Below are 13,747 nucleotides of genomic sequence, written 5' to 3'. Positions count from 1 at the left end.
TCATTCATCCTTTGCACCCAGGCGGAGGCGGGCCTGACGGCGGAAATAGGCATAGGCAGGGCCGGTGAGCCCCAGCGCCAGAATGAGCGTACCGAACGCCATCAGCAAGGGGCGTTGGCTGAACCAGAACGCCACTTTCATCCAGATCGGCAGGCTGCCGACCCAATAGGTTGAACCAATGGCAAAACTGGACATGCCATCGCCGGTTGCCACCGACAGGTCACCCTGGATCTGCGCGTTGATCTTGGAGTCGGCCATGCCATCGACCAGCGGCGGCAGGTCGGCCGCATCATCGGCCACCAGCGCCACCACCGTGCGGTCAGACGCATAGGGCGACTGGAAGCTGACGATGCCGGCAAAGCCGCGCGCGGCGTGGATCATCGGCTCGACATCGGCCTCGTTGGTCAGGCCGCGATCGGAAAACAGCGAGGTCACGTATTGCAGCGGGCTCTTTTCCGAGACTTTCAGCCCATGCCCGTCCCAGTGCAGCGGCGCGTTGGCAAAGACCTGGCCGGCCCCGGCAATCGCCGAGCTGCCGATCACCAGGATGTCCTGGCTCGACAGGCGATCGGGATCGATGCCTTCGGCCACGGTCACTCCGGTGGGCGCGATGCCGGTGCTGTCACCAAAGCGGCCCATCAGGTTGAGGAACGCCTCGACCGAGGCCGGCGTCGGGTTGCGGCTCATCAGCACGGTCGTCTCGCCCAGGTCGGGGCGGATCGTGAACGGATAGCCGGCGCCCGCGAAGGTGGCGAGATCGGGCATTTCGAGCGCGTGGTAGGCGTGGCTGAGATCGATCGTGGAGGTCGGATCGATCGCCACCCGCACGTTGTCGGGCAGGGTGCCGGTGCACTTCTGCTTGTCGGCCAGGATCAGGTTGTAATCGAACACCAGGTCGTTCTGGCCGAACAGGTTGTAGCGCGGCAGGGTAAGGCTGGCGGACCCGTCAAAGCTCTTGGCCCCACTCGCCCCGAACCAGTCGCTCCACCAGCTTCCCGCGAGCGGCAGAGTCTTGAGGAACTGGCTGTTGATCGAGATGTCGAGGCGCGAGGCCTTGCGATCCATCCACTTGGCCAGCGGATAGCGATAGGTGAGGTTGAGCGTGCCGCCCTGGCGTGGCCAGAAGAACAGGTCGGGCGCAACGCGGAACCGCGCGGTCAGCGGGCCGGGCGGCAGGCCCATGCCCTGGAGCGCGTAAGGCTCCATGATCTCGCCCAGCTTGACCGCGTGATCGGTGGTGATCCAGCGCGGCGCGCCATAGCGCGGATAGCTGGGCACGCGCGCCCCGTCGAAATTCATCTTGGCGCCGCCGAACACGCCCCGGCCCGAAGAGACGGCGGCCGCAGCCAGGCGCAGCTCGCCATCATCGCGGCCCATGATCACCAGCACAGTGCCATAGGGATCGCGCGGGTTGCGCACCACCGCTGCCGAAGGGCCGGTGACCGGCATGTTGAGGCCCGGCAGGCTCTGCCCGGGCTTGAGGAAAGCGATCGCGTTGCCCGTGGGCATCTGGCCATAGAGCGGCTGGAACGAGAAGCCGCGATAGCTGGCCATGGAGCCCAGCCAGCCGGCCATGGCGGCGGCGGCTTCCAGTTCGCCCTTGTGCGGCTGCCCGGCGAACACGAACGGCATCTTCAGCGTGGTGTTGAGCGCACGGTCGAAGAACGGCCCAGGCAGGCGCGACAGATCGGGCACGTTGGGCAGCGCCTGGGTGGTGATGTCGAGCCACGAGCGCGTGTTGCTGACATTGGCCCAGAGCACGGAATTGAACGGGTCTTCGCAATCGCGGGCATAATGGCCGATCAGGCGCAGGTTGAGCTGGTTGTCGCCGGGCAGGAACAGCGCCGGGTTGATCGGCAGGGTCAGCACCTGGCCGCCCGAATCCTGCGGACGCAGCGGCACGGTCTGCACCACTTCGCCGTTCACCAGCACCACCAGTTGCGACAGGTCGCCCAGCATCGCGGGGGACCAGGCCAGTTGCAGGGTGATCGAGGCGTCGGTCACCACCTGGTTCTTGCGCACGCCAAAGGGAATCGAGATTTCGCCGCGCGTGCCCTGGAGCCGCACGGCGTTCTTGATGCGCAAGTCCTTGAACGTCAGGCGCTCGCGGGCGACGCCCCCGGCCGAGGTCGCCGCTGCCGCCGGAGCGGCCACAGTCGCTGCCTGAACCGGCTGCGGCGCCAGCAGCCCGCCGACGAGCGGCAGCGCCAGGAACATCGCGGCAGCAGCGGCCATGGCGGCGCGCTTCTTGCGCTTTTCTTCCTTGGCGGCGACTTTCGCATCGGCCTTGGCCTGCTCCTCGGCCAGGCGCGCGGCGGCCTTGGCGGCTTCGGCGGCGCGGCGCTGGTCTTCCTTGGCGGCCTTGCGCTCGGCACGGTTGAGCAAGAGCATGCGCTTGATCGTCAAGACATCGACCAACAGAATATCCCTCAGCGAACGCAGACCCGGCACGATTTCCGGCGGCGCGGCGCGCTGCCAGGCGTCCGCCCGTCCCATAACGGCACGAACAAGCCTGCGCTGGCCCAGTGTGTCAAGCGGCTGATAGCGGACAAATGCACGGCCGCGCGTACGGCGCACTGTCTCCACCGGCACCGCCAGGCGATCATCGCCCATCGCCAGGACAATGTCGGTGACCGTGGCATCGCCCACCGGCAGTTCGGCCGGCAGTTCGATGGCGGCCCCGCCCATGGAGATGTCGATCGTCGTGCCATCGACCACGTGGCCCGAGGAAAAGTGAACCGCCACAGGCAGTTCAGCGCTCACGCGGATGGTCTGGCGGGCCTGGCGGGTTTCCCGCGCCACCGACACGGCGGCGGTCAGGATGATCAGGCTGAAAAGCGCCCAGGCCACGTTGAGCGCCAGGGTATCGAGCTGCACGTTGAACAGGTGCTGGAAGAACACGCGCTTGCCGATCGCCAGCACGATGCCGAACACGATCGTGGCCATGCAGATCAGGTGCGGCTTGACGATGGCCCAGTCGAAGAACGTGCGATCGAGCAGGTCGCCCTTGTCGGTCACGTTGAACTTGCCCTTGCGCGGGTTGAACCAGGTCATCACCGTGGGCGCCACCAGGTGGAACGCCAGGATGGTTTCATAGACCTCGCCCCAGAACGGGCGGCGTTCCCCGGCCTGCGAACGCTCGGCAGTGACCTGCGAGCAGAACAGGTGCGGCGCGGCATAGGCAAAGATCAGCGAGGCCGAGGCCGCGATGATGTTCTGGCCGAAGATCAGGTAGGCCAGCGGGCTGGTCAGGAAGCAGATGCGCGGCAGCGGAAACTGGAAGTGCAGCATGGCATTGAGGTAGCACAGCCGCTGCTGCCACTTCAGGCCGGGGCCGAGCAGCGGGTTCTCGATGCGCAGGATCTGCGTCATCCCGCGTGCCCAGCGGATGCGCTGGCCGATGTGCAGCACCAGGCGCTCGGTGGCCAGGCCCGCCGAAAGGCGCGCGCTGATATAGGCGGTGGACCAGCCAGTGCGTTGCAGCTTTAGCGCGGTATGCGCGTCCTCGGTCACCGTTTCACCGGCAAAGCCGTTGGTTTCCATCAGCGCCTCGCGGCGGATGACCGCGCAACTGCCGCAGAAGAAGGTGGCGTTCCACAAGTCGTTGCCGCCCTGCACCGGGCCATAGAACAAGTCGCCTTCGCCCGGCATGTTCTTGGCCGTGGCCAGGTTGCGCTGCACCGGATCGGGCGAATAGAAGAAGTGCGGCGTCTGCATCAGCGCCAGCTTCCGCTCCTTCTGGAAATAGGCCACGGTCAGTTGCAGGAAGGCGCGGGTGGGCACATGGTCGCAATCGAAGATCGCGATCAGCTCGCCCTCGGTCTTCTTCATCGCCGCGTTCAGGTTGCCCGCCTTGGCGTGCAGGTTGTTGTCGCGGGTGATGTAGCCGCAGCCGGCCTCGCGGGCAAAGGCGCGGAATTCCGGGCGGCGTCCATCGTCGAGGATGAACACCTTGAAGCGGTCGTGCGGGTAATCCATGTCCATCGCGGCGAACACGGTGTTGCGCACGATATCCAGGCTCTCGTTGTACGTCGGGATATAGACGTCCACCGTCGGCCAGGTTTCGGGATCGCCCTCGATTTCCGCCACGGGGCGTTCGAGCGGCCAGGTGGTCTGGAGGAAGCCGAGGATCAACAGAACCCAGGCATAGAGTTCGGCAAGATAGAGACCGGTGCCGAACAGCGCCTCGAACGGCGTGCCGAACGACAGCGTCTGCGTGGTGCGCCAGAAGATGTAGCGCGTGGACGTGATGATCGCGAGGATGCCGATGGCCAGCGAGCCCTTGCGCGACTTCCAGCGCGAAAGCACCATCATGCCCACGATCGTGCCGCCGGCCAGCAGCCACTGCTGCTTGAGATCGAGCGGCACGCCGATCACCACCAGCGCGGTCAGCGCCAGCAGCACGAACGTGCCCAGGCGCAAGAGATTGGCGGGATTGCGAAGCAGGGCGATCATGCGGCGCGGTTCTTTCCGGTCTGGCCGGCCGGATCGACATCCAGCCCGTCGCTCTCGTCTTCGTCGATCAAGTCAGCGAGCAGGGCCGCCACCGTCTCGCCCAGGCCGATGGTGTCGGCCAGCGCGGCGCTGTGCGGCGCATAGCGGCCCAGCGGCTGGAGCATCGCGCCCGCCTCGATCACCGCTTCGTCGCGGCGCACCTGGCCGAGCAGGCGATCGCCCAGCAATTCGCGCAGGAAGCCCACCGAATGGCGGGCGAAGCGGCGGGTATCTTCCACCATGCTCATCACGAAACAGGTCTTGGCCAGGCCCCCGTCGTTCACCACCGGCAGCATCATCAGGCATTCGGCCGTGGCAGTCAGCGGGCAGATTTCCAGCGTGGCATAGGGCAGCAGCAGATCGCGCAAGTGGCGATCGCCACTGGCGATATCGGCCACGAACACCTGCTCGCCGCCAAAGCCGATCTCGCCGCTGGCCAGGGCCTCGGCAAAGTCGGGCTGGCGCACCATGGCCGCAGCGCTGCGCAGCGCCACGCCCTGGACCGAGGCGCTCGCCGCCTCATCGGCCGGCGCGTCGAGCGCGGGCAGCGCCTCGTTCGGGCCGATGCCGAAATGCAGTTGCAGCGTGCCGCGCTGCGCCAGATCGAGCGCCGTGACATCGTGCCCGGCGCGCGACAGGGCAATCGCGGTGGTAGCCGCCAGGAACGAAGTGCCGGTGCCGCCACGCGGGCTGTGGAACAGGATCAGGGCCATCAGGCATCTCCCCCTTCGACCGCATCGGACAGGCGTTGCAGCAGCGAGCGGATGTTCTGGGCGCGTTCGGGGCGGCCATAACGGCCAAACAGGCTGGGGGCGGCTTCGGGCTGCGGCGCCGGCTTGGGGCTCACCACCGGCACAACGCGCGGCTGAGCAGTCGGCTGCGCGCGGGGCGCCGGCTGGCGCACGCTGTCGCCCGGCTCAGCCGCTTCCATCGCCGGCAGCTCGTCCTGCGGCATGATCCGGGGATCCTTGAGCAGGGCTTCGAAGATCGGCCAGCTTTCCAGATCGGCAAAGCGATCGACGAATTCGCGATAGCGAAAATCGCTCTTCCCCAGCCGCTCCAACAAGACCTTTGCATCTGCCCGCATAGCGCAAACCCCTCAGTAATCTCCGCAGAGGTGTTGCAGACAATGGTTAACAAATGCCTTCCCGAGCCGCCCCGCACGCCGGAAACAGCCCGAATCTGCGGGGTTTTGCAACGGTCACCGAATTTAACCGTCCTAAATCGATAACCTGGGTTAATCGGCGGCGAGACCGGCTCCTACCGATTCGGCGGCTCTTCTAGCCGGTGACGATGCGGTAGGGCACATGAGTACGCTGCGCCGGGTCGACTGCGATGGCGCGGTCGCTGGGCGGGAAGGCGCGCTGGTCGCAGGTGTCGCGCGGGCAGGTGCGGCACGAGGCGCCGATCCGCGCCACCGCCTCCTCGCTCGCCAGGTTGAGCCCGTCGGCATAGACGAACTCGCTGGCCAGCGCCGCCTCGCACCCCAGCGCCACGGCATAGCGGCGCGAGGGGCGGTAATAGGAGCCGGAGGGCTTCACCAGCCCCTTGGCGATCGAGACATAGCGCACGCCATCGGGCATTTCGGCCAGTTGCACGTGGATGCGGTCGGGAATGGCCACCGCCTCGTGCACGATCCACAACGGACAGGCGCCGCCATAGCGCCCGAATTGCAGGCGCGTGGCCGAATGGCGCTTGGTCACGTTGCCGGCCATGTCGACCCGGCAGAAGAACACCGGAATCCCCCGCGCCTGCGGGCGTTGCAGCGTGGACAGGCGGTGGCACACCTGCTCGAAACTGGTGTGGAACGGCTGGCGCAACCGGTCGACATCGTGGCGCAGGGCGCGCGCCGCCTGGGCAAAGGCGGTATAGGGCATCGTCAGCGCCCCGGCGGCATAGTTGCCCAGCCCCACCGCCAAGAGATGCCGCGCCGCCTCGCTGCGCAAGGGTGCCTCGGCCACGATCCCGGCGATCCCATCGGCCAGCGCAATCGCGCAGACCTGGTAGGCGAGCTGGAAGCGGCTGGATTCGAGCGGCTGGGTGGAATCGAGCGTGAGCACCCGTGCCCGCGCGTCATAGCGCCGCACCGGCCCGCCGCCGCGCCACACCACGGCCACCCCCTCGCCCGCCAGCCAGGCCTGCATCTGGGCAATGTCGGGCGAAGGTTCGCCCTGCCCGATCCGCGCCGCCAGGTCTTCCGCCGCGCGATCGAGCGCATCGACATAGTTGCCGGCGTGGTGGAACCAGTCGCGCACTTCCTCCCACGGCAGGCGCCCGCCGGCGGCCAGGCTGGCGCCGATCGTCTCGTCCATCATGTCCAGCCGCTGGCGGGTCTGGGTGTAAAGCGTGTGAAGCTGCACCACCTGGCGCGCCAGGTCGGGAAACTGGCGGGCCAGCCGCTCCACCTGCTCGCCCGGTGGGCTGGCCGACAGGTGTGGATCGGCCAGCGCGCCGCGCAGCGCTTCGGCCAGATCGTCGGCCGCCGGGGGCGCCAGGTCGGCCCAGTCCACCGGGAACGTGGCGATCAGCGTGTCGGTCAGGGCCGGGGTCAGCGGCCGCTCGTCGTTTTCCAGTTGCGAGAGATAGCTGGCGCTGATGCCCAGCGCGCCGGCCATGTCCGCCTGGCGCAAGCCGCGGCGCTGGCGCAGCGCGCGCAAGGGTTGCCCGGCAAAGAGAGGACGACGTGCCATGATCGGGCCATCGGCTATCACGGGCTCGCTTGTTTGCAAAGTATCGCTTTGCAACTTTGCAGATTAACATTGGACAGCGCCCCCGCCCTGCGGCATCGCGGGAGCAATTCTGCAAACTTGCAAAGCGAGAGGTGCCAGTGTCAGCCAACATTGCCGAGATGGAACGCCGCCGCGCCGCCGCGCGCCTGGGTGGCGGCCAGCGCCGGATCGATGCCCAGCACGCCAAGGGCAAGCTGACCGCGCGCGAGAGGCTCGACGTGCTGCTCGATGAAGACAGCTTCGAGGAAATCGACGCCTATGTGGAGCACAACTGCGTCGATTTCGGCATGGCCGAAAACCGCATCCCCGGCGATGGCGTGGTCACCGGATCGGGCACGATCAACGGCCGCCTGGTCTTCGTGTTCAGCCAGGATTTCACCGTGTTCGGCGGCGCGGTGTCCGAACGCCACGCGATGAAGATCTGCAAGATCATGGACATGGCGATGAAAGTCGGCGCGCCGGTGATCGGCCTCAACGATTCGGGCGGCGCGCGCATCCAGGAAGGCGTCGCCTCGCTTGGCGGCTATGCCGAGATCTTCCAGCGCAACGTGCTCGCCTCGGGCGTGGTGCCGCAGCTTTCGCTGATCATGGGGCCTTGCGCGGGGGGCGCGGTCTATTCCCCGGCGATGACCGACTTCATCTTCATGGTGAAGGATTCCAGCTACATGTTCGTCACCGGCCCGGACGTGGTCAAGACGGTGACCAACGAGATCGTCACGCAAGAGGAACTGGGCGGCGCGGTGACGCACTCGACCAAGACCTCGGTGGCCGACCTGGCGCTGGAAAACGATATCGAGGCGCTGCTCACCGCGCGCGAATTCTTCGACTATCTGCCGCTGACCAACCGCAGCGGCGTGCCCGAGCGCCCCACGTCCGACCCGTGGGACCGCCTGGAGGAAAGCCTCGACACGCTGGTCCCGGCCTCGCCCACCCAGCCCTATGACATGCACGAAGTGATCGCCAAGGTGGTGGACGAAGGCGAGTTCTTCGAAATCCAGCCGGGCCACGCCGCCAACATCATCTGCGGCTTCGGCCGGGTGGAAGGGCGCACGGTCGGCGTCGTCGCCAACCAGCCGCTGGTGCTGGCCGGCGTGCTCGACATCAACTCGTCGAAGAAAGCCGCGCGCTTCGTGCGCTTCTGCGATGCTTTCGACATTCCGATCATCACCTTCGTCGATGTGCCCGGCTTCCTGCCCGGCACCGCGCAGGAACTGGGCGGGATCATCAAGCACGGCGCCAAGCTGCTGTTCGCCTATGGCGAGGCGACCGTGCCCAAGATCACCGTGATCACCCGCAAGGCCTACGGCGGCGCCTACGACGTGATGGCCTCGAAGCATCTGCGCGGCGACTTGAACTATGCCTGGCCTACCGCCGAAATCGCCGTGATGGGCGCCAAGGGCGCGGTGGAAATCATCTTCCGCGGCCTGGGCACCGAAGAGATCGCGAACCGGACCAAGGAATACGAAGACCGCTTCGCCAATCCCTTCGTCGCGGCGGCCAAGGGCTTTGTCGACGAGGTCATCCACCCCCATTCCACGCGGCGGCGCATCGCGCTGGGCCTGCGCAAGCTGCGCGGTAAGGCCCTCGAAAACCCGTGGAAGAAGCACGACAACATCCCGTTGTAAGAAGGCGCGCAAACGCATGAAACTGGGTCGTTTGAACCATGTCGGCGTGGCCGTGCCCTCGATGCCGGACGCCATCGCCACCTACCGCGACGTGATGGGCGCGAGCCTGATCACGCAGCCCTTCGACATGCCCGAGCAGGGCGTGAAAGTGGCGTTCGTCAACACGCCGGGCCAGGGAGGCACGGAAGGCACGCAGATCGAACTGATCGAGCCGCTGGGCGAAACCAGCCCCATCGCCGGTTTCCTGGCCAAGAACCCGGCCGGCGGCCAGCATCACCTCTGCTACGAAGTCGCCGATATCGAGGCCGCGCGCGCCTGGTTCACCGCCCAGGGCAAGCGCATCCTTGGCCCCACCCGAATCGGCGCCCATGGCACGCCGATCTTCTTCCTGCACCCCAAGGACATGCTGGGCCAGCTCACCGAAATCATGGAGACGCCCCGTGGGGACCATTAAGGACTGGGAAGCCCTCGCCGCCAAGGAAGTGAAAGGCAAGGATCTCACCTGGCACACGCCCGAAGGCATCGCGGTCAAGCCGCTCTACACCGCCGATGATGTGACGTCAGACCCCGGCCTGCCCGGCTTTGCCCCGTTCACGCGCGGGGTGCGCGCCAGCATGTATGCCGGCCGCCCCTGGACGATCCGGCAATATGCCGGTTTTTCCACGGCGGAAGAATCCAACGCCTTCTATCGCCGCAACCTCGCCGCCGGGCAAAAGGGCCTGTCGGTGGCCTTCGACCTCGCCACCCATCGCGGCTATGACAGCGACCACCCGCGCGTGGTGGGCGATGTCGGCAAGGCTGGCGTCGCCATCGACAGCGTCGAGGACATGAAGATCCTGTTCGACGGCATCCCGCTCGACCAGATGTCGGTATCGATGACGATGAACGGCGCGGTCATCCCGATCCTGGCCTTCTTCATCGTCGCGGGCGAGGAACAGGGCGTTGCCACCGAGAAGCTGGACGGAACCATTCAGAACGACATTCTGAAGGAGTTCATGGTCCGCAACACCTATATCTATCCGCCCGAACCCTCGATGCGGATCATCTCGGACATCTTTGCCTTCACCAGTGCGCGGATGCCCAAGTTCAATTCGATCTCGATTTCCGGCTATCACATGCAGGAAGCCGGCGCCACGCAAGTGCAGGAGCTGGCCTTCACCATCGCCGATGGCATGGAATATGTGAAGTACGGCGTCGCCTCGGGCCTCGATATCGACAAGTTTGCCGGGCGGCTGTCGTTCTTCTTCGCCATCGGCATGAACTTCTTCATGGAAGTGGCCAAGCTGCGTGCCGCGCGCGTGCTGTGGCACCGCGCCATGACGCAACTGGGCGCCAAGGACGAGCGCAGCAAGATGCTGCGCACCCACTGCCAGACCTCGGGCGTCAGCTTGCAGGAACAGGACCCCTACAACAACGTCATCCGCACCACGATCGAGGCCATGGCCGCGATGCTGGGTGGCACCCAGTCGCTACACACCAATGCGCTGGATGAAGCGATCGCCCTGCCCACCGACTTTTCCGCGCGCATCGCCCGCAACACGCAGATCGTGATCCAGGAAGAGACGGGCATGTGCAACGTGGTCGATCCGCTCGGCGGATCGTACTACATCGAGGCGCTCACCCAGCAACTGGTCGACCAGGCCTGGGCGATCATCGAGCGGGTCGAAGCCGAAGGCGGCATGGCCAAGGCCGTTGCCGCCGGTTGGCCCAAGGCGATGATCGAGGAAGCCGCCGCCGCCCGCCAGGCCCGCGTCGACAAGGGCGAAGACGTGATCGTTGGCGTCAACAAGTATCGCCTGGCGAGCGAAGACCGTATCGAGACGCTGGAAGTGGACAACCACGCCGTGCGCGAGGCGCAGATCGCGCGGATCAACCAGGTGCGCGCCAGCCGCGATGAAGCGGCCTGCCAGGCTGCCTTGCGCGCCCTGACCGAAGCGGCGCGCGCGGGGGCTTCGACAAGCTCAGCCCGAACGGACGCAGAGAAAAATGCATCCCCTTCCCCCGTTCGCCCTGAGCCTGTCGAAGGGCCTGTCCTGAGCGAGGTCGAAGGGCCTGTCCCGAGCAACGCCGAAGGGCCTGTCCCGAGCCACACCCCAGACCTCACCCGCAACCTCCTCGCCCTCGCGGTCGAAGCCGCGCGCCATCGCGCCACGCTGGGCGAAATTTCCGACGCGATGGAGGCCGTGTTCGGCCGCCACGGCACCACCCCCACCCCGGTCAAGGGCGTCTATGGCGCGGCCTATGCCGCCGATGCGCGCTATGCCCAGGTGATCGAGGGCGTCGAGGCGGTCACCCGGCGCCTCGGCCGCAAGCCGCGCCTGCTGGTCGCCAAGATGGGCCAGGACGGCCACGATCGCGGCGCCAATGTCATCGCCTCGGCGTTCAGCGACATGGGTTTCGACGTGACCAGCGGCCCCTTGTTCCAGACGCCGGAGGAAACCTGCGTGCTGGCGCTGGCCAGCGACGTCGATGCCATCGGCGCATCCTCGCTCGCGGCCGGGCACAAGACGCTGATCCCCGAACTGATCGCGCGCCTGCGCGAGGCCGGGCGGAGCGATATCAAGGTTGTCGCAGGCGGCGTGATCCCGCCGCAAGACTATGATTTCCTGCGCGAAGCGGGAGTCCAGGGGATCTATGGCCCCGGCTCCAACGTGGTGGAATGCGCCGCCGACATGCTGCGCCTGTTGGGCCACAACATGCCGCCGCTGGGCGAATGACGGGACGGGAGAGCGTGATGTTCAAGAAAATCCTCATCGCCAATCGTGGCGAAATCGCCTGCCGCGTGATCAAGACGGCACGCCGCATGGGCATTGCCACCGTGGCGGTCTATTCCGATGCCGATGCGCTCGCGCCCTTCGTGCAGATGGCCGATGAAGCGGTGCACATCGGCCCGGCCCCGGCCGCGCAATCCTACCTGATCCCCGAAAAGATCATCGCCGCGTGCAAGGCGACCGGCGCGCAGGCGGTTCACCCCGGCTATGGCTTCCTCTCGGAACGCACCAGCTTTGCCGAAGCGCTGGCCGCCGAGAACATCGCCTTCATCGGGCCGCCCGTCGGCGCGATCGCCGCGATGGGCGACAAGATCGAATCCAAGAAGCTGGCCAAGGCCGCTGGCGTCAACGTGGTGCCCGGCTACGTGGGCGAAATCGACGATACCGACCATGCCGTGCGCATTGCCGGCGAGATCGGCTATCCGGTGATGATGAAAGCCTCGGCCGGCGGCGGCGGCAAGGGCATGCGCCTGGCGTTCAGCGAAAAGGACGTGCGCGAAGGCTTTGAAAGCGTGAAGCGCGAAGGCCTCAATTCGTTCGGCGACGATCGCGTGTTCATCGAAAAGTTCATCGAGAACCCGCGCCACATCGAAATCCAGATCCTGGGCGACCAGCACGGCACCATCCTCTATCTGAACGAGCGCGAATGCTCGATCCAGCGCCGCCACCAAAAGGTGGTGGAGGAAGCCCCCTCGCCCTTCGTCAGCCCGGAGATGCGCAAGGCCATGGGCGAGCAATGCGTCGCCCTGGCCCGCGCCGTGGGCTATTATTCCGCCGGCACGGTCGAACTGATCGTCTCGGGCGCGGACAAGACCGGCCAGTCGTTCTACTTCCTGGAAATGAACACCCGCCTCCAGGTGGAGCACCCGGTGACCGAGGCGATCACCGGCATCGACCTGGTCGAGCAGATGATCCGCGTTGCCGCTGGCGAAAAGCTGGCGATGACCCAGGACGATATCGGCATCGACGGCTGGGCGATCGAAAACCGCGTCTATGCCGAAGACCCCTATCGCGGCTTCCTGCCTTCCACCGGGCGCCTGGTGCGCTATCGCCCGCCGCTCGCCGGCTGGACCGACGATGGCCAGGCCAATGGCCGGCGCGGGGTGGATGGCGTGCGCGTGGACGACGGCGTCTATGAAGGCGGCGAAGTCTCGATGTTCTACGATCCGATGATCGCCAAGCTGGTCACCTGGGGCCAGACCCGCGACGAAGCCGCCGACCGCCAGATCGCCGCGCTCGACGCCTTCGAGATCGAGGGGCTGGGCCACAACATCGATTTCGTCAGCGCGATCATGCAGCATCCGCGCTTCCGTTCGGGCGAGCTGACCACCGGCTTCATTGCCGAGGAATATCCCGAAGGTTTCCACGGCGCCCCGGCCTCGGCCGAACTCCAGCGCGCGCTGGCGGGCATTGCCGCGTTCCTCGCCACCGCGCGGGCCGATCGCGCGCGGCGCGTCGACGGCCAGCTCGGCAAGCGGCTGCGCCCGCCCTCGCAGTGGTCGGTGCTGGTCGGTGGCCAGACCTTTGCCGTGGAACTGGCCGGGGACGAAGTCACCGTGGACGGTGCCCTGCTCGACCTTGCCATGGAATATACCCCCGGCGACAGCCTGGTGGAGGCCGAAGTCGATGGCGACGTGCTGGGCGTGAAGGTCAAGCCCACGCGCGGCGGCTTCCAGCTCACCACGCGCGGCGCGATCCACCAGGTTCAGGTGCTGCCCGCCCGCGTCGCCGCCTATCGCGCGCACATGATCGAAAAGATCCCGCCCGATCTCTCGCGCTTCCTGATCTGCCCGATGCCCGGCCTGCTGGTCAGTCTCAACGTGGCCGAGGGCGACAGCGTCGAAGCCGGTCAGCCGCTTGCCGTGGTCGAAGCGATGAAGATGGAAAACATCCTGCGCGCGGAAAAGAGCGGCACGGTCAAGACAGTGCACGCCAAGGCCGGCGAAAGCCTGGCGGTGGACGCGATCATTCTCGAGATGGAATGAGCGCGCCTGACCGGAAGGCTAGTTGACGTTTACGTAAGCGTGAATTACATCGCTGCAAAATTCATGGGAAAGGCACGAGTGCGATGAAAGCCCTGGTCTGCGTGAAGCGGGTGATCGACTACAACGTGAAGCCGCGTGTGAAG

At 66.3% G+C, this 13,747-nt stretch carries 8 protein-coding genes; 4 read left to right on the top strand and 4 right to left on the bottom strand.

The features are described from left to right. The 4 genes from bcsA to IE191_RS18650 form a co-directional block, all read right to left on the bottom strand. Complete coding sequence (gene bcsA / locus IE191_RS18665; protein ID WP_191325894.1) at positions 1–4,455, bottom strand: UDP-forming cellulose synthase catalytic subunit; 4,455 nt, start codon at positions 4,453–4,455, stop codon at positions 1–3. Then, positions 4,452–5,207, bottom strand: coding sequence for a cellulose synthase operon protein YhjQ/BcsQ (locus tag IE191_RS18660; RefSeq protein WP_191325893.1), 756 nt, complete (start codon positions 5,205–5,207; stop codon positions 4,452–4,454). The genes bcsA and IE191_RS18660 overlap by 4 nt, the downstream gene beginning before the upstream one ends. Further along, entirely contained in the window at positions 5,207–5,581 is a 375-nt protein-coding gene (locus tag IE191_RS18655; protein WP_191325892.1) for a hypothetical protein, read from the bottom strand. Before IE191_RS18655 ends, IE191_RS18660 begins: the two co-directional genes overlap by 1 nt. Positions 5,582–5,774: 193 nt before the next feature. Beyond that, positions 5,775–7,184 carry a helix-turn-helix domain-containing protein gene (locus tag IE191_RS18650; RefSeq protein WP_191325891.1) on the bottom strand — a complete coding sequence of 470 codons (1,410 nt, stop codon included), beginning with the start codon at positions 7,182–7,184 and terminating at the stop codon, positions 5,775–5,777. A gap of 137 nt (positions 7,185–7,321) precedes the next feature. On the opposite strand from IE191_RS18650, the gene IE191_RS18645 reads away from it, so the two are divergent. From IE191_RS18645 to IE191_RS18630, 4 genes are read left to right on the top strand one after another with little or no spacing between them, the layout of a single operon-like run. After that, positions 7,322–8,848 carry an acyl-CoA carboxylase subunit beta gene (locus IE191_RS18645; protein ID WP_191325890.1) on the top strand — a complete coding sequence of 509 codons (1,527 nt, stop codon included), beginning with the start codon at positions 7,322–7,324 and terminating at the stop codon, positions 8,846–8,848. A 16-nt stretch (positions 8,849–8,864) separates the two neighbouring features. Continuing rightward, a complete protein-coding gene (gene mce, locus IE191_RS18640; protein WP_191325889.1) occupies positions 8,865–9,302 on the top strand; it encodes a methylmalonyl-CoA epimerase in 438 nt (145 codons plus the stop codon). Beyond that, a complete protein-coding gene (gene scpA / locus IE191_RS18635) occupies positions 9,289–11,565 on the top strand; it encodes a methylmalonyl-CoA mutase (protein WP_191325888.1) in 2,277 nt (758 codons plus the stop codon). Before mce ends, scpA begins: the two co-directional genes overlap by 14 nt. 17 nt (positions 11,566–11,582) lie before the next feature. Then, positions 11,583–13,604 carry an acetyl-CoA carboxylase biotin carboxylase subunit gene (locus tag IE191_RS18630; protein ID WP_191325887.1) on the top strand — a complete coding sequence of 674 codons (2,022 nt, stop codon included), beginning with the start codon at positions 11,583–11,585 and terminating at the stop codon, positions 13,602–13,604. The last annotated feature ends 143 nt before the right edge of the window (positions 13,605–13,747 follow it).

The sequence above is a fragment of the Novosphingobium pokkalii genome, assembly GCF_014652855.1.
Lineage (GTDB): Bacteria > Pseudomonadota > Alphaproteobacteria > Sphingomonadales > Sphingomonadaceae > Novosphingobium > Novosphingobium pokkalii.
The sequence above is the reverse complement of the archived record's forward strand: the minus strand, read 5'-3'. Positions and strand labels throughout refer to the sequence as shown.

Bases quoted from the DNA above. Each gene is read 5' to 3' on its own strand.
- IE191_RS18630 (WP_191325887.1), top strand. From the start codon at position 11,583: ATGTTCAAGAAAATCCTCATCGCCAATCGTGGCGAAATCGCCTGCCGC.
- mce (WP_191325889.1), top strand. From the start codon at position 8,865: ATGAAACTGGGTCGTTTGAACCATGTCGGCGTGGCCGTGCCCTCGATG.
- IE191_RS18650 (WP_191325891.1), bottom strand. From the start codon at position 7,184: ATGGCACGTCGTCCTCTCTTTGCCGGGCAACCCTTGCGCGCGCTGCGC.
- bcsA (WP_191325894.1), bottom strand. From the start codon at position 4,455: ATGATCGCCCTGCTTCGCAATCCCGCCAATCTCTTGCGCCTGGGCACG.
- IE191_RS18660 (WP_191325893.1), bottom strand. From the start codon at position 5,207: ATGGCCCTGATCCTGTTCCACAGCCCGCGTGGCGGCACCGGCACTTCG.
- IE191_RS18655 (WP_191325892.1), bottom strand. From the start codon at position 5,581: ATGCGGGCAGATGCAAAGGTCTTGTTGGAGCGGCTGGGGAAGAGCGAT.